The 17789-nt window shown below is 49.9% G+C and carries 13 protein-coding genes; 3 read left to right on the top strand and 10 right to left on the bottom strand.

Translation table 11 applies throughout. The features are described 5' to 3' along the window. Positions 1-190: 190 nt before the first annotated feature. The gene (locus QW71_RS17580) at positions 191-2530 is read left to right on the top strand and encodes a helix-turn-helix domain-containing protein (protein ID WP_039301172.1); all 2340 of its coding nucleotides are present in this window, start codon (positions 191-193) and stop codon (positions 2528-2530) included. A gap of 186 nt (positions 2531-2716) precedes the next feature. Here QW71_RS17580 and QW71_RS17575 read toward each other — a convergent pair whose 3' ends face one another. The 9 genes from QW71_RS17575 to QW71_RS17530 form a co-directional block, all read right to left on the bottom strand. After that, positions 2717-5965: a DEAD/DEAH box helicase gene (locus QW71_RS17575; protein WP_039301171.1), complete on the bottom strand. Its 3249-nt coding sequence runs from the start codon at positions 5963-5965 to the stop codon at positions 2717-2719. 44 nt (positions 5966-6009) lie between these two features. Next, a complete protein-coding gene (locus tag QW71_RS17570; RefSeq protein WP_039301168.1) occupies positions 6010-6819 on the bottom strand; it encodes a protein phosphatase 2C domain-containing protein in 810 nt (269 codons plus the stop codon). 170 nt (positions 6820-6989) lie between these two features. Beyond that, complete coding sequence (locus QW71_RS17565; RefSeq protein ID WP_039301166.1) at positions 6990-8270, bottom strand: glycoside hydrolase family 27 protein; 1281 nt, start codon at positions 8268-8270, stop codon at positions 6990-6992. Positions 8271-8398: 128 nt separating this feature from the next. After that, a complete protein-coding gene (locus QW71_RS17560; protein ID WP_039301165.1) occupies positions 8399-9004 on the bottom strand; it encodes a pentapeptide repeat-containing protein in 606 nt (201 codons plus the stop codon). A gap of 113 nt (positions 9005-9117) precedes the next feature. Next, a complete protein-coding gene (locus tag QW71_RS37160; protein ID WP_047013827.1) occupies positions 9118-9453 on the bottom strand; it encodes a hypothetical protein in 336 nt (111 codons plus the stop codon). After that, the gene (gene uvrA, locus QW71_RS17550; protein WP_047013826.1) at positions 9450-12317 is read right to left on the bottom strand and encodes an excinuclease ABC subunit UvrA; all 2868 of its coding nucleotides are present in this window, start codon (positions 12315-12317) and stop codon (positions 9450-9452) included. Before uvrA ends, QW71_RS37160 begins: the two co-directional genes overlap by 4 nt. A gap of 224 nt (positions 12318-12541) precedes the next feature. After that, positions 12542-13279: a hypothetical protein gene (locus tag QW71_RS17545; protein WP_039301162.1), complete on the bottom strand. Its 738-nt coding sequence runs from the start codon at positions 13277-13279 to the stop codon at positions 12542-12544. A gap of 380 nt (positions 13280-13659) precedes the next feature. Then, positions 13660-14070: a flagellar basal body rod protein FlgB gene (gene flgB, locus QW71_RS17535; protein ID WP_039301158.1), complete on the bottom strand. Its 411-nt coding sequence runs from the start codon at positions 14068-14070 to the stop codon at positions 13660-13662. A gap of 148 nt (positions 14071-14218) precedes the next feature. Next, on the bottom strand, positions 14219-14848 hold the full coding sequence (locus QW71_RS17530) for a YfbR-like 5'-deoxynucleotidase (RefSeq protein ID WP_039301156.1): 630 nt from the start codon (positions 14846-14848) through the stop codon (positions 14219-14221). Between the two features lie 300 nt (positions 14849-15148). Here QW71_RS17530 and QW71_RS17525 point away from each other — a divergent pair, with 300 nt between their 5' ends. Beyond that, a complete protein-coding gene (locus tag QW71_RS17525; RefSeq protein ID WP_039301154.1) occupies positions 15149-15367 on the top strand; it encodes a PspC domain-containing protein in 219 nt (72 codons plus the stop codon). 38 nt (positions 15368-15405) lie between these two features. Beyond that, positions 15406-16080 (top strand): PspA/IM30 family protein, encoded by a 675-nt coding sequence (locus QW71_RS17520; protein WP_039301152.1) that lies wholly within the window; start codon positions 15406-15408, stop codon positions 16078-16080. Between the two features lie 80 nt (positions 16081-16160). Here QW71_RS17520 and QW71_RS17515 read toward each other — a convergent pair whose 3' ends face one another. Beyond that, complete coding sequence (locus tag QW71_RS17515) at positions 16161-17789, bottom strand: alpha-glucosidase (RefSeq protein WP_047013825.1); 1629 nt, start codon at positions 17787-17789, stop codon at positions 16161-16163.

Below are 17789 nucleotides of genomic sequence, written 5' to 3'. Positions count from 1 at the left end.
CCGAAAGAGACAAAAGTGAATATATGTAATACTTAATGACATAATTATATTTTATTCGACATACTTTTTTTATAAATGTCTCAATTTTAGCCTTTTATGTTATTATATCTACCACAGATATAGCCTTTCATTGTTTTTTTCTACTATTATTGATCCAAAGATATCCGGAGTCCTGGAGGGGGAGACACAAGTGAGAGGGAGAGTAGCTTCATTTATTAAAGGCAGATTCCGCAGCATCCTGTACCGCTTTTTCTTTTTCTTTCTAATTCTTGCATCCATGACCCAGGTGGTTAATCTGATTAACTACCGGATCAATCTATGGTATCTGGAGACCCGGATGCAGGAGAATTACAACACGGTTCTGAACAATATTGCCGACAGGCTGGACAAGGTATTCACCGAAATTTACAGCTTTAATTATCTTCTGGCGCTGGACGAGGCCACCATGCAGGTCTTTTCCTCGAATTTCACCGTGGATAATCACGCCAAATACTCATATGTCTCCCACAGCATTCGCTCACTCGGACGGATTCGGCTGATGAACGAATATGTGGACAATGTTTTTATATACAAGAAGCGGGATGCTCTAATCATAAGCGACCAGGGAACCTACTCCGCTGCCGATTTTTTCGGCAGAAGCCACCGGCTGGAGCTGTACAGTGAGGATTTCTGGCAGGCTTACGGCTCCCAGCAGCGGCCGTTCCAGATTCTCCCTCCCTCCAGATCGCCTTCACAGAACGGGGCCTATATTCTCCCTATTGTGCAGACGGCCATCGCCGAATATAAATCCAACGATTTATTTGTCATCAATGTAAAGGTCGATTCCATTGTCCAGCTGCTTCTGGACTTCAAGCTTACCCCCAACAGCAAACTGTTTGTTTTGGACGACAACAGGCAGGTGATTTTTTCCACAGAGATGGACAGCCCGGAAGCGGAGACCCGCCAATTCATTAAGAAATTCCAGACCGGGGAAGAATCTAATCTCAAAACGGTAATTAACGGGGAAGAGGTGCTGGCCATCCAGAAGAATACCCGCTTTGTTTTCAAGAATCTGAATATGATTTCCCTTGTGCCCGTAGCGGATATTCAGGACAGCATGAAGGTGATGAAGTTCTGGGGGAATTTGTTAACCATGCTTGCGATGATTCTCTCCATTGTAATATCCTTCCTGCTCAGCAGAAGGCTGTATGCGCCCATTCAGTCTCTGATCGTCAAGCTTCCGCGAACCTCCGGCGGACCTCCCTCCAACGAATACAAGCTGCTGGACAGGGAATTCCACAGGATGCTCGATGATGTCAGCAGTCTGAACGACAAATTGTCGTTCATTTATCCCCTTGCCCTGGAGCGGTGGCTTGTGAACATTCTTCGCTTCAAGCGTCTTCCCGATCAGCAGGAGGTCGAGGATTTTCTGGATAAATGCGGCTTTGCCTTTGAGCATCCGTCCTTTATCGTGGCCTTGATCCGCATCAAGTTCACGGAGTCCTTCCATTCGCAATACAATGCAGCCGAACAAAATGCGGTGCGCAGGCGGATTCTGCAAATGATGAAATCCCATGTGCCGGCGGCAAGACAATGGATCATCGTAGAAATAGAAACCAATGTACTCGGTTTGTTGGCCAATGCTCCGCAGCTTGCCGAACGCCAGAAGGAATTGGAGCCGTATTTTGCATATCTGGAGGCCGGTGTCCGCAGCATTGAAGAGGTTCGGACCTTATCTGTCGGAGTCGGGCAGATTCATAGAGGATTCGAGGGGCTGCAGCAGTCCTATCTGGATGCGATGAAGGCCATGTGGCGAACCTCCCCATCCCAGAAGGAACGAATTCATTATTCAGGGAGCGGGGCAGCACAGACGGCGGCAACGCTGCTCACCCCGGAAGACAGCAGAAAAATATTCAATTTGCTGTGCTCGGCCAAAAAAGAGGAGCTGTTTGTGCTGCTGGGAACGGTCCTTAATGATAAGGCGCCCGGAGGAATTAGCGATATCGGGCTGAAGGAGCTTTTATTACAGCTGTTCGTAATCGGTTCCCAAGTGCTGAAGCATAAGGACGCCGCCTTGTCCGAAGTCGTCTACCGGGATTATATCCGGGTGATCCTGTCGGATGCGGCGCTGTCAATGGATGGAGCAGCGGAGTTCATCGCCCGTTTCTTTACTGCAATCATGGATACCCTGAATCCGGAGGCCAACCGGCAGGAGTACCTCGTCTTCAAGGAATATATCGATACGCATTATCAAGAGGATATTCATCTGGAGCTGCTGGCCGGCAAATTCCATACGACCTCCAATTACATGTCCCGGTTGCTCAAAAAAGAACTGGGGCGTCCGTTTCATCAGTATTTGCAAGAGCTGCGGATTGGAAAAGCGAAGGAGCTGCTGGCCCAATCAAGCATGCCGATCCAGGACATCTGGGCTTCGGTCGGGTTCAACAACCGGAACTCTTTCATCCGTGCGTTCCGCAAGCTGGAAGGGATTTCCCCGACCGATTACCGCAGCCAGTATACGCAAGCGGCGACGCAGGCCAAGCTCCCTTAACAGCTCTTTCCAACATTGAACCGTGCGTTTTCTTCTGCGCTGGAGGCAGAGTTGTTGACCGAGTTTTCAACCATTCTACAGGCTTACGTAAGATACCAGCAGCGTCAGTTCTTGGATCAGCAGCGCAATCGTGCTTATGATCCCAGGCTAGAAGTGCATGTACGGGTAAAATAGATACGGGCTCATCTACATCCTAAGCAGCTCACGGATATCCTCTTCCGACAGCCGGGTGGTCTTGTTCTCTCCAGCTTCGATGACTTCTTCGATGAGATCCTTTTTGCGCTGCTGCAGCTCTAGAATCTTCTCCTCGATGGAGCCTTCTGTGATAAGCCTGATCACCTGCACCACATTCCGTTGCCCCATCCAGTGCGCTCTTCCGATGGCTTGCTCTTCTACTGCCGGATTCCACCACAGGTCATATAAAATAACGGTGTCCGCGCCGGTCAAATTAAGGCCCGTTCCGCCTGCTTTGAGCGAGATCAGGAATACTTCGCCTTCACCTTCATTGAAACGCCTGCACAGCTCCACCCGCTCCCTGGCCGGAGTCGAGCCATCCAGATAAAAGGGCTGAACTCCCGCATCCTCTAAGCTCTGCCGGATCAGCTGCAGCATGCTGGAAAACTGCGAGAACACCAGCATCCTTTTACCAGAATCGCGGCATTCCTGCACGGTTTCCAGCAATTGCTCCAGCTTGCCTGAGCCGCCCGTATAATTCTCGATGAACAATGACGGATGGCAGCAGATCTGCCGCAGACGGGTGATTCCCGCCAGAATCTTCATCCGGCTCTTTTGGTAGCCTTCGGTTAGCAAATCCTGTTCGGTATCGTCACGGAGCCTGGATAAGTATGCGAGATACACTTGCTTCTGCTCATCCAGCAGTTCTGTGCGCTGCACGGTATCGATGCGGTCCGGCAGCTCCTCCAGCACATCTTTTTTGAGCCGCCGCAAAATAAAGGGAGATACGATACTGGCGATGCGTCCGGCAGGCAGCTCCTTAAAGGCCGATCGTCCGGCGAACAGCGACGGGAATACTGTACTGAAGATAGCCTCCAGCTCATCTACCGAGTTCTCAATCGGTGTTCCGGTCAGAGCGAACTTCCGCGCAGCCATAATAGATTTAACGGCCTGGGCCGTTTGGGAAGCTGAATTCTTGATCGCCTGGGCTTCATCCAGAATTAGCGCATGAAAGGTGGTGCCGGAATACAGGTCAATATCTCTCCGAAGCAGGGGGTACGAAGTAATAATCACATCCGCTTCCTCCATGGCTTTACTCTCCAGCAGTCCGCTGCGCTCCTCCTTCTGCCCTGCCGCCACCAGCACTTTAACCTCCGGAGCAAACTTAGCAAACTCATTGCTCCAGTTATAAGTCAAGGATGCCGGACAGAGAATCAGCACCGGAGCTTTCACCTGCATCTCAGTCTCTAGCTCAGCCAGCTCGGAGCAGATATAAGCGATACTCTGAATGGTTTTGCCCAGTCCCATATCATCCGCCAGAATCCCGCCGAATCTGAACTTCGACAACGTCTTCATCCACTGGAAGCCTCTGGCCTGATAGTCACGGAGCACAGGCTTCAGCTCAGCCGGCAGCTCGAACTCCAGACTGTCCGGTTCCCGCAGCTGCTCCAGGAATACCCGGAGAGACTTGCCCCACTTCGTATGCCTGAACCCTTGCCCCCGCTCCGGAAGCTGCAGCGCTTGAACGGAAGGCAGGCGTATCACGGATTGCTTCAGATCTTTCCGCTTTAGATTCAGCCGCTCGGCCACATTGCCGAATTCGCTGAAGCTTTCATCTGCAAGGGACAGAAAGGCCCCGCTGCTCAGCCGGACATATTTCTTTTTCTCCACAATAGCCTGCATGACGCGAACAGTCTCCTGTTCATCCAATCCCTCCAGCTCAAAAGAGATATCCAGCCAGTCCAGGCCCTCATTTAAATTCGCTTTGACTTTGGGATAAGATTTACGCTCAAGCACAAGTCCCTGAACAGCCGGGGTAACCAATAGTTCTGCATAGTCTTCCAGAACTGGAATAACCTCATATAGCGCCTCATAAAGGACCAGCTCACTTACTGAAGCCCAGTGCTGCCGTTCCCGCCTGAGTGGAGAATTATCCAGAACAGCAATGATCTTATTTTCCTGCTGAACATTTCTGATAAGGATCTTCTGCTCGCGGACTGCGTCATCAGGTTTCTCTTCCAGCGGGTTGATAATAATCTCGTCATAATGAAATTCCAGCCGAAACGTCAATGTGCCGTCCACATAATCCAGATACAGCTTTGCCTGCATGTCCGGTTCCACAATTTGCTCGCTTACTGCCTGTTCCACCCTTACTTTCCCTAGCTTTCTTAAGGCTGGTAGTACCTGCTGAACGACCGATTCGATTTGTCCGGGAGCAATCTCAATGTTCTGTGATGCCGTAAACTGCTGCTTTAATAGTGAAAGCATACTTATAACAGTACTGTTTATTGAATATATCTTCCCGTTCATGATCATAGTGGAGTAGTCCGGAAACAGCATCAGATGATCCAGTGCTGAAGCTGACAGAACATAGTCCTGCTTTTTCCCTGGTCCAATCGTAAATTCAAGCGGAGGTGCCTCTTCTGCAAGCTGAGCCCGAATCCCCGGGTTCCCCGATCCCCCCATAATGACATTCACCTCCGGAAAAAGCAGTTTAAGCTTGTCCCAGGCCAGCGGGGTGACGACAATTGTTTTCCCATCCTTTAAGGAGTTATTATAATAGTTGGGGAGATCATTTCTATAAATTTTCTCAGTGTTCTTCATTAGAATCAGCAGTTCAAGGAATTTCATATCCGCAGGATTAATGTGCTGGTTTTCAGAATCAAAGGTAAATATACTCTTGAAGTATAACGGCTTACGCTGCTCGAAATGCTCTAGAAACTCGTTTATTTTGGACACTACATACAGACGTTTGATTCCCACACGCATTTCAACGGAGAATCGCGGATTGCTATTGTAACCACCATGAACGTTAAGCGTGAACTCAAACTGCAGCGGCTCTACATGACCGAATAGCACAGGCTCACTCTCACGGTTAAGAACCGATTTCTGAAAAGAAGAAATAAGCTGCTCGGTCTGGTTGTATTTAGACTTATTTACGCGTCTGGATGCAGCAGCTTGTGTATCGGTAGGCTCCTTCATCTGCTGCATGTGTATAGCAATAAGTGTTGCCGCCACATGTTTACAGCAGCCATAGTTCTCATAGGCAGGACAAGAACAGTCTGCTTTGAAGGTATCGGTACGATCATAAATATAAATATTCACCTCGTATACTTTCCTTCCCTTCACCTGTGCTTCATAGCTGCTATCGTCCGGGTAAAAGGTAAGGCTGCGGACACACCCCTGTTCATAATAAGACTTCCCCCGGTTATAAAAGTCAGTCCCGCAGAAATCTCTAATTGCTCTCATAGTAATCTTCATAATAATCACCTTCTCAATATAAAATTCACCTTCATAATTTACAGCTAATCACTAGGCAGCGCACCATTCCTGCCACTATCATAACTCCAGGCAACAACTGTAGCGCTGTCCCGGCCTAACTGCTGATGCACATCTGTCAATACATCTTGTACACACTTCTCCAGATCCTCTTCACCTGTAAAAGCAACATAAAGCCTGTCCGGGTCCTCAAGTACTCTTGCTCCAACCTCCAAAATACCGTCCGTAGTCATCACGATCACGTTATGGCCCTGCCGCAGCTCACGGATTCCTGAAGAATAGCAGGCAACCGGCTGGTCGAAGGTGTTCACGAATCCGATCCATTCATAGTAATTGCGCTGGTTCAAAACATATTGCCCGCGGGCGGCCAGATCCGGATGAAGCAGATACAGCGAATTATCTCCTACAGAGAACCACCAGATGTAATTCTCCATACGCACGCTAATCAGACACGCGGTCTCCCCTGTAACCTGCCTGCACTTCCTTATGAAATCCTCTGACTTGAAAATAGACAACAGAAATTCCTCCAGCGCATGAAACGCCTGATGTACCGGCAGCGAGAGAAGTCTGATGATTTCACCAGCTCCACTGTCGATTGTGCGGATCATCAGTTCCGCGCTTTCTGCAGTATTATGGGCATCCAGGAGCATGACGAATTCCCAGCTGCCGCCTGGTTCATTTAATACGTAGGCACCATCCTCATTCTTATCAGCACCTGCTGTTGTGTTCCCGCCGTAACGGCCGATCACCGTACTCTTATATGTAACTGTTACCGGATTATCGAGATGCATCTCGTCACTGCCCGTCCAGCTGAACTTAAATATCTCCCGTTCCATCCTGACTCTCCCCGCCCTTCCTAGCAGATTCTATGTTTATATAATTATACACTTTCTGCAATGTCAGCTGACTTAAGGATTCTCCTATTTTCTCTAACCCGGTCACGCCAAAAAAGAGACCAGCACCCTGCTGCGTCTCTTCGTAATGTGAACTCTTTATCTATATAAGCTTACTCAGCCGCAACTCTGAACAACGCTGCTCCATGGGGCGGAATGGCTGCACTCAGTGTATCTGCAAACAGGCCGGTTTGCTTCCCGGTCCACAGCTCCTTGGCCTTAACCCCGCTGCCCATTCCCAGATCGGCAATAGATACAGACACTTCCGCCAGTAGCTCGCCTGTGTTGAACAAAGCTACGAACCGCTCGCCTTCAGGACCTTCGGCTAACCACACAATCTGATCGCCGCGACGGCTGATCTGCCGGGCGCCATAACTGTGACGGTGCATGTTCAGCACATCCTGGTTCGTCAGAAGAGACAGCGTCCATTCATCGTTATCGCGCATCTCACCGCCGAACATGAGCGGGGAACGGAAGAGGGTCCATAATGTCATCATCGTTACTTGCTCGTCCTTCGTGAAGTTGGTCCAGCGGTCATACTGTACACCGCGTATTCCGATACGCCCAAGCGGCAGCATATCACAATCCGGCCAGCAGCCGGGTTTAGGCCGGCCTTCCCAAGTGGAACAGCGGTCGAACATATCCAGCAGGAGCGGCCAGCGGTCCCAGAAATCATCCGTCATTCTCCATACATTCGCGTGGTTCTCCAAGAAGTCAGCATGCTTCACAGGTGCTGGTCCCGGCGACAGGCTAAGTACAATGCTGCGGCGGGTATGGTCAATGGCTTTGCGGATCAGCTCGATCTCAGCCAGATGGGGGCCGCCATGCAGCCAGGAATCTGCGATATCATCCACCTTGATGTAATCGACATCCCATGACGCGTACAGCTCGAACAAAGAATTGTAATATTCCTGGGCACCTTCCTTGGAAGCATCCACACCATACATATCCGTATTCCAGCCGCAGAAGGAACAGGTATGCGCGATATCACGCGCAGTTACCGCCGTTCCCTTGATTGGTGTATTGTCGTGAACCGCCTGACGGGGAATACCGCGCATAATATGAATCCCGAACTTCAGGCCAAGACTATGTACATAATCAGCAAGCGGTTTAAACCCAAGACCGCCTTCTGCCGAAGGAAAACGGTTCACCGCAGGAATCAGCCGGGAATATGCGTCTGTCTCCAGCCGGACAAAAGGACGATACTGGTCTGACACGGCCCCGGGCTCATACCACTGAATATCAACCACTATATATTCCCAGCCATGCTCCTTCAGGTTGCGGGCCATGTATTCAGCATTCCCCCGTACCTCTGCCTCCGTCACCGAAGCACCATAGCAATCCCAGCTGTTCCAGCCCATTGGCGGTGTAGGGGCAAATTCCCAATGATTCATAAGTTATGTGACCTCCATTTGTGAATGAATTGTATTTTATTGTGGATACAGAATCATTGTATTGGCTATTACTGTCTGTTTCCACCGTAAAATTGAATCACAAATAGCACAAAATTGCTGTCCAAGGTTCAATCCACCTTCGCACCATAGGAACGCATAAACAGAGCAGCCTGTTCCAGATCCATCCGCGCGCCTTTCACATCCAGCGCCTTCAGGTCAACCCCCTCCAGGTTCGCCCCCCGCAGGTCGGCCCCTGCAAGCTTGGCCCGGCTCAGTGATACCCGCTCCAGATTGCAGTCCCTTAGATCCGCCTTCGTCAGATCGGTATCGGTAAGGTCAGCCTCGAAGAAGCGCACTCCGCGCAGGTCCTGCTTGCTCAGATTGGCATGCCGCAGATTCGTGTACGACCAGTCTCCCCCGTCAATCGTAATGCCGTCCACCTGGGCGCCAGAGAAGTCCGAGCCGGTCATTTTGCAGGAGATAAATTTGGAGACGAAGAGATTCGCACCGTTAAACTTGCAATTCTCAAACGCAGACTCGTTATGAATCGAGGAATTCAGGCTGACACCCTTAAAGTCGCATTCAATGAACCGGCAGTAGCTGGTATCGATCTCCTCCATAGAAGTGTTCATAAAGGTGCATTTCTCAAAAGTGCAGCTAATCAGCTCACCATAACGCAAATCCTGCCCGTCAAAATGGACATGGGTAAATTCGCGGTCTTTATATTGATACATGGGTTAACCCTCCGGTATATAGTATTTATTGTGTACAAAAAACTTGGCGGCCCTCACCAGAGAACTCCCCGGAAAAGACCGCCGATGCTTATTAAAATTATGTTCCGTCTCTATTATAGAACGCTTTTAGCCTTCCGCCGCGATTTGCTCTTGTCATTTTTTATTCGAAGCTTCTCTTCAGCAAGTCTTGCATGCTCTGCCTCCCGCTGCTGTTCCTGCAGGAGTTGATCTGCTGCCCGCTGCGCAGCTTTCAACTGCACTTCCTTGCCAATCTGAGCCTGCAGCACCGGATCAAGAATGCGCAGATGCTGCTCAAAAGCCTCCGGGTACAAGAAGCTTTTCTCGCCCGTATCTCCGGAGAAATCAATGATAATCCGCTCTTCCACATGACCTACGACAGTTCCCGCTCCATATTTGCTATGCTCAACCTGCATCTGGATTAAGTTCATCTTCTCCCCATCTCTTTGTTCAGATATTTGCCCGTATAGCTCTTCTCATGCACCGCAACCTCTTCAGGAGTTCCTGTACAGACGATCTCTCCCCCGTCCGCGCCGCCCTCCGGGCCGAGATCAATAATGTAATCAGCATTCTTGATCAGCTCCAGATTATGTTCAATGACCACTACGGTGTTGCCGGCATCGGTCAGGGAATGCAGTACATCAATTAACTGGTGCACATCGGCAAAATGCAGTCCAGTCGTCGGCTCATCCATCACATATAGCGTGGAGCCGGTAGCAGGCTTAAGCAGCTCTGCCGCCAGCTTCACCCGCTGCGCCTCCCCGCCTGACAAGGTTGTGGAGGATTGGCCAAGCTTGATATAACCGAGGCCAACGATGCAAAGAGCCTCAAGCTTTTTACGGATCTTCGGAATATTACCAAAGAACTGGACACCTTCCTGAGCGGTCAAGTCCAGCACATCCGCGATGCTTTTACCTTTATAATGCACCTCAAGCGTCTCCCGGCTGTATCTCCGTCCTCTGCAGATGCTGCACTGCACATACACATCCGGCAGAAAATGCATCTCCACCTTGATCAGTCCGTCCCCCGCACAGGCTTCACACCGGCCGCCCTTGATATTGAAGGAGAACCGCCCCGGGCCGTAGGCACGAACCTTGGCCTCATTCGTCAGCGAGAACAGTGTGCGGATATTATCGAATACTCCGGTATAGGTGGCCGGATTGGAACGCGGAGTTCGCCCGATCGGCTTCTGATCAATATTAATAACTTTGTCGAGATGCTCTATCCCATCGATACTCTGGTGCTCTCCGGGAATAGTATGAGCCCGGTTCAGTGTAGAAGCCAGCTTCTTGTACAGGATTTCGTTGACCAGACTGGATTTACCTGAGCCGGAAACCCCGGTCACACAGGTTAACGTGCCTAAGGGAATAGACACCGTGATCCCCTTCAGATTGTTGGCGGCAGCTCGGGTAATGGTCAGATGTTTGCCGTTTCCGCTCCGCCGCTCTTCCGGGACGGATATTTGTTTACTGCGGGACAGGTACTGGCCGGTGATCGAGCGGGATTCGGCCAGTATATCTGCAAGGGAACCCTGCGCTACAACCTCTCCGCCGTGTATTCCGGCATTTGGACCTATATCGACAATCCAGTCCGCCTGGCGGATCGTATCTTCATCATGCTCCACTACAATTAGCGTATTGCCGAGGTCGCGCATCTTCTTCAGAGCCAGCAGCAGTCGGTCATTATCCCGTTGATGCAGGCCGATCGACGGCTCGTCAAGAATATAGAGGACACCCATAAGACCGGAACCGAGCTGTGTGGCTAGACGGATGCGCTGACTTTCACCGCCCGATAACGTTCCGGCAGCTCTCGAGAGCGTCAGATAATTTAGTCCGACATTATTCAGGAACCGGAACCGGGCATCAATCTCCTGCAGGATGGTACCGGCAATCTCCGAATTCGCAGCAGTCAGGCTAAGACCGGCAATAAAGTCTGCTGCAGCCTCCACCGGTAAATGGCAGAACTCTGCAATGCTTTTACCGCCGATCTTCACACCAAGCACAACAGGCGACAGACGGTCACCGTGACAATGGGGGCAAGGCAGAACGGACATGTATTCCTCCAGTTCCTTCTTCATCGCTTCGGATGGAGTTTCCCGGTAACGCCGCTCCAGGTTGTTGACAATACCTTCGAAGGCTTCTTTGACATATTTCCGGAGCGCATCACTGGGATGGTGCACTTCAAGCTTCTCGCCGTTAGTCCCGTACAGCAGCGCGTTCATGGCCTCTGGCGGCAGCTCCTGCAGTGGTGTGCTGAAGTCGAAGCTGTACTTTTTACCCAAGGCCTCATAGTACATTTTGCAAAAAGAGTTGGTCTTTACATTATTCCAGCCGTTCGCGATAATCCCGCCGGATTGGATGGAGCGGCTGGTATCCGGCATGATTTTATCCGGATCCACCTTCAGATGTGAACCCAGACCTGTACAAGCCGGGCAAGCCCCTTCATGGTTATTGAAAGAGAACATGCGGGGGGATAGCTCCGGCAAAGACACTTCACAATGCGGGCAGGCGTAACTCTGCGAATACGTTACCTCTTCACCGCTGGCACTCTGGTGAATGATCACCAAATCCCCTGACAGGGCAAAAGCATGCTCCAGAGAATCGGCCAGCCGCTGAACATCAATGTCTTTCACGATCAGCCGGTCGATAACAATTTCGATGGAGTGCTTTTTATTCTTGTCCAGGGAAATGGGGTCTGTTACATGATGGACCGCACCGTTCACCCGGACACGGACATATCCGCCCAGCTTAGCCTGCTCGAATATATGCTGATGCCCGCCTTTTTTGTTCCGGACCATGGGCGCCAACACCTCATATTTGGTTCCTTCCGGCAGCCCCGCAATCTGCTCTACAATCTGGTCCACGGATTGCCGCTGAATGATCCGCCCGCAGGACGGGCAATGCGGGATTCCGATCTTAGACCATAACAACCGTAAATAGTCATAAATCTCTGTTACTGTTCCTACGGTGGAACGCGGATTGCTCGAGGTGGTTTTCTGTTCAATGGCGATGGCTGGTGACAGCCCGTCAATGGCATCCACATCCGGCTTGCCCATTAGTCCCAGGAATTGCCGGGCGTAGGATGACAAAGATTCAACATAACGCATCTGTCCTTCGGCGTAGAGCGTATCAAAAGCCAGGCTTGATTTACCCGAGCCGCTCACTCCGGTGAACACTACTAACTGATTACGCGGAATGTTAAGGCTGATATTCTTCAGGTTATTTTCTCTTGCTCCGCTTACCGTTATATATTGATGCAATAGTAGTCCTCCAGTATTGACCGGAAACCCGGCCATTTCAGTTCATCTGCTGCTCCCAGGCCATTTGATAATAATCACCTATAAATAAATTGTATCATATGCCTGTCAAGTTATTTTTCCATATAATGTTATAAAATCGATAATTATTTTCTCCCTTCTGTTCTTTCCCTTCTCTGTAATTCCATTGTAATCCAGCACTCGCTTATAAACAGATATGACCACAGCAAAGTGGGGGGGCCACTTTATGTTAGTAGATTGAGTCAACCTTCACTGCCGTCTTTCTCCATGTACTCTATTTTCTCCCGGTTGATCTTGTAAGTCTTGACAGCCTCCAGCGGATTCAAGCTATCGCTAACAAGCAGAAATTGTCTGTCACTATCCCGCAAAAGATGTACCCCGGTTATGATTTCTCCGCCCGTCAGCTTAATACTCACCTTGGAAGCCTTGTAGCGGCTCAGCGCATACCAGGAGTAGAACGGCCGCATGAGCAGTTTGCCGATCACGAAATAGAGAACAACCACAATCAGCAGCAGCGCGTAGACCACCGCCCGGTCCTGCCCGTAGACGAAATAGAGAATATCGAACTGATTCGTCATATTTAGGTTGTAGGTAACAATGAGCTTACCCATCAGCAGCATGCCGAACAGCAGATAGAATAAGACTCCAAGCAGCAGATGAATCAGCAGGATTACGGGGCGGTTAGGCCAGCGCTGCTTATGCATTCCGGAGGTCAGGAAATACGTCACGAGTAGCCCCGCAGCAGTCAGAGAGATTAGCAGTTGATTACTCATCGGATGAAGTACATACAAGAGTAACCCGTTAATTCCTGCAAAAATGAGAAGTTCAGCCATTATACCTTTAATCCGCTCTCTGCCGCTGATTGCCGGGAGCTGAACAAGGGAGCCACTCTGAAGGAAATCTACGACACACACAATTAGCATTAAAACACTAAACCAGGCGACCGTAACGGAGAACGGCACAAGATTCAAATACAGCAACTACTACACCACCCTTATTTTTCCTTAACCATAGCATTCCGGCCGGTCTTCCTGCCGTAACATTCATCTCCTTCATTTTTGTAATAAATGTAATAGATTTCAAACTGCAGAGCTGTAAGAATCAGAAGGAGTTCTGAACACACTTTCACTACTACCGGAGGGTAACCACTTATGCTGTTGCTGGAATCATGCGTTATTGCGTTATTGCTGTCTTTTTCATACAAGATAATCGAGAGAATACTGCGGGTTGTATCTAAACAGCAGGAGCGTTATACAATCTATTATTGGGGGGCGGCGATGGTTGGAGTAAGTGTTCTCTGGAAAAGCAAAAAAAGAGCACAACCGCATCTCGCGCAGCTGACTCTTTTTTGAAGTAACAATTATTTAAGATCCTGCATGAGCGTTCTTATCTTGGAATAATGACCGCTTACCCGATCGGCCAAGTAATTGTACATTAGCTGATTTTCCGCAAGATTCGCCATCTCCATATCCATGTCCACATTATTGCCGTTATTATTCATCGCCGTATGGTTGTTCGTAATAATGCGGTAAGGGATTAAGGGGGCATCAGCATCCTTGATCTGCAGATGTTTGTGATGGGTCTGCTTTATTTCCAGGTCATCCTGAGTGTCATTCTGGATAGCGCGTCTGAGTTCCTCCTGGAACTCAACGGTTTTCTTCTTGTAGTTGGGGGTGTCTGCATTGGCTATATTCTCGGCTATCGCTCTGTGCCTTACATTGAGTACATTTAATAGGGATTCGTTAATTTTTGAAGAGCTGCTCTGAATCAAAGTTGAACCTCCTTCTCCGTCAATTAAGCTGTATAGTTTAAATTTAAAATAACACCCTTTTATCTTACAATACCATGACCCAAATATAAAGCAGCGTCCAGCCGGGCACATAACCATTTATGTATAAGAAAAAAGAGCCACAGCTCATCTACAGAGCCAGCGCCTCTTCCGTAATTCTTTTAATATCAATGGATGACAGTGTTTCTTCATTCACCATATCCGGCAGGATTTCTGCCAGGAAGTAATCCACACATCTCAGCTCAATGTTCTTGATCTTGATCAGGGCATTGCGGTACATCACCACAAATTCCTTCTCCGTGTTCCCTCTTTGCAGCTCGGCAAAAGCTTCATATACCTGATCCATCTTGTCGGCAACCTCCAGAATCAAGCCTTCAATCGACTCGTCCTTGCCCTCGCGCAGCTGATGGTAGAAGATGCTTTTGAACTCATCCGGGATATGCTCCTTGATGAAGTTGTCGATCATGCCCTCCTCAACCTGCTGAATCAGCGACCTTAGCTGGAGTGAGGAGTGCTTCACCGGAGTTTTGATGTCCCCGATAAAAATCTCTCCGTAATCATGGCTGCTCGTAATCTCGTACAGCTTCTTCCAGTCGATCACCGCACCGTGTTTCTCTTCAATATCTGCCAGTGTTTTGGCGTATTGTACGACCTTCCAGGAATGGGCCGCTACGCTGTGCTCCTCGAATTTGAATTTGCCCGGACAGCGGATAATGCGTTCCAGTTCATTCAGTGAGCGAAAATACTTGTGAATTCCCATGAGGCCAGTCCTCCCGTATGTTTGGATATGCTCTAGATTAGAGTGTAATCCTCCAGTGTTATCCCCGGATGAACAACAAGACCTCTTTGTGTAAAGAGTCCGTGTTTTTCCTGGATTAATCCGTGTTTTCCCGGCCTCTCCCCGTCCTATTGCGGTCAGCATCCCCGACTAAGGTCGGGAACAAAGAACAGTCTGCAGGCTGTTTTGCTGCGCGGGATTAATTCGTACAATACATACATAGACAACGCAGTGAACACGCCGCGAACGGGCGATCACCATATAAGAGAGGAAGATATCACTATGACAAAAAAATTAACCCGCTCCGTAACAGACAAGAAGCTCACAGGTTTATGCGGAGGACTGGCACGCTATTTCAACGTTGATACGACACTTGTAAGATTGCTTGTTGTTGCCGCTACGTTTTTCAGCTTCGGTACTGTTATTTTTCTCTATATCATCGGCAGTCTCATTATCCCTCAGGAATCCTACGGCGGATTCGATGACAGCTTCAACTACTAACCAAACCAACTAAACCAACATTAAAGGAGATCATAACCATGAGTATATTCCAAAGAATCACTACGTTAACCAAAGCAGCTATCCACGAGGGACTGAACAAACTTGAAGATCCGATGCTGCTTACCGGCCAGTATCTGCGGGATCTGGAGGATAAAATCTCCGATGCCGAGAGCAAACAGCGTGAATTCAAAGCCGCTGCCAGTGTGCTGGAGCGCCGCATCTATGAATATCAGGTGCTTGCGGAGCGCAGCGAAGCGGAAGCCGTTCAAGCCATGAGCGAAGGCAATGAGCCGGCAGCCCGCGCTGCGGTAATGGCTAAACTGCGCTATACAGAGAGCGGACAGGAATGCACAGCCGGACTGCAGGAGACTCAGGCCACACTCGCCTCACTTGAGGTTCAACTGGCGAATGTGAAGGAAGAACATAAACGCCTCAAAGCCAAAAGAGCAGAGCTGGCGGAACGCGCCCGCAAAGCTGCTGAAATCAAACATTCGGCTCAAGCCAACGCCTCCAGCACCCCCGGTGGATACCGCGGCCAGGTCTTGAACGCCGGCAGCGCATCCCGCGGCTTCGAACGGATGGAGGACAAGATTGCCATGCAGGAAGCCCTCGCTGAGCAATCCGGACTGGCCGCAGCAGCAGCTGCCGCTCCTGAATCTCCGCTGAATAGCGCGGTTGAGGCTGAGCTTGAGCGCCTGCGTAACCGCAAATAAGCTGACGGTCTGAGGTCAGCAAGACAACAAAGACAACAAGGATGCCTCCCTTTCTTAAGGGCGGCATCCTTGTTTGGTGTCTATGCGAGTATGACAGCAAAGGCTTCGTAAGGCTGTAATTGCAATTGCTTAAAGTCCACATCATCTCTGGAATAGTTGCCGATGATGAATCCGGCCTGACCCAGCTCCGGCAATTCCAGCGTGATTGGCTCCCCGCTGAAGTTGGCCGTCACCAGCCAGGTCTGTCCTTCATAGCGGCGGAAGTACATGAACACTTGATCCGGCACGCCGGTCACCAGTTCGAAATCACCCCATACAACAATCGGGTTGTTCTTCCGCAGTTCAATCAGCTTACGGTAGCAATGGAACACAGAATCCGGGTCCTTCAGATTTGCCTCCATATTAATTTCCTTATAATTCGGATGTACAGGCAGCCATGGCTCTCCGGCTGTAAATCCTGCGTTACGGGTGGCATCCCATTGCATCGGGGTCCTGGCGTTATCTCTTCCCTTCGCATTAATGGAATGAATGATAGCTTCCTTGGCATAGCCTTGCCCGATCCGTTCATGATACATATTGATGGCCTCAATATCCTGCGCTTCGCTGATATCCTGAATCGGATAATTGGTCATTCCGAGCTCCTCGCCCTGATAAATGTAAGGCGTGCCCTTCATCAAATGCAGAAGAATGGCGAACATTTTGGCGCTCTGCACACGGTACTGTTTATCATTGCCCCAGCGCGATACAATTCTCGGCAAATCATGATTGTTCCAGAACAGACTGTTCCAGCCCTCGTTCCCCAGCTCGGTCTGCCATTTCGCCAGCACCTGCTTCAATTCGCTTACATCCAGGGGCTTCAGATCCCACTTCTCTCCCCCGTCCTGCTGATCCAGACCGATGTGCTCGAACTGGAACACCATCGACAGCTCCTTGCGGTCCGGATTGGAATAGAGCTTGGCTACTTCCGGAGTCGCCCCCCAGGTCTCTCCCACCGTCAGAACATCATGGGCTCCGAAGGTCTCCCGGTTCATCTCCTGCAGATATTCATGAAGCTTCGGACCATTTCCTGTGATCTCCTGATCAGGAATTTTGCCGACCAGATCAATGACATCCATGCGGAATCCGCCAACACCCTTATCCAGCCAGAAATTCATCATGTCCCATACCTCTTGACGGACCTTGCTGTTCTCCCAGTTCAGATCCGGCTGTCGGCGGCTGAACAAGTGCAGAAAGTATTGGCCGCTCGCTTCGTCAAGCTCCCAGGCCGACCCGCTGAAGGTTGAACGCAGGGAGTTGGGAACGCCGCCGTTGACCGGATCACGCCAGATATAATAGTCACGGTACGGGTTATCCCTTCCTTTACGGGCTTCAATGAACCATGGGTGCTCGTCCGATGTATGGTTGACGACCAGGTCCATAATAATCCGGATATTGCGCTGCTTGGCATTCTCAATCAATTCATCCATGTCATCCATGGTTCCGAATTCGGTCATAATATCCTGGTAATCGCTGATATCATAGCCGTTATCGTCATTGGGTGATTTGTATACGGGACTAAGCCAGATTGCGGTAATGCCAAGCTGCTCCAGATAGTCCAGCCTGCTAATAATCCCCCGGAGATCGCCGATTCCATCCCCGTCGCTGTCTTGATAACTTCTGGGATATATCTGATAAATTACAGCGGTCTGCCACCATTTCGTATTGTTCAA

Source organism: Paenibacillus sp. IHB B 3415 (assembly GCF_000802655.2).
Lineage (GTDB): Bacteria > Bacillota > Bacilli > Paenibacillales > Paenibacillaceae > Paenibacillus_AQ > Paenibacillus_AQ phytohabitans.
Note: the sequence above shows the minus strand (reverse complement) of the source record. Positions and strands in the feature narration are given on the sequence as shown.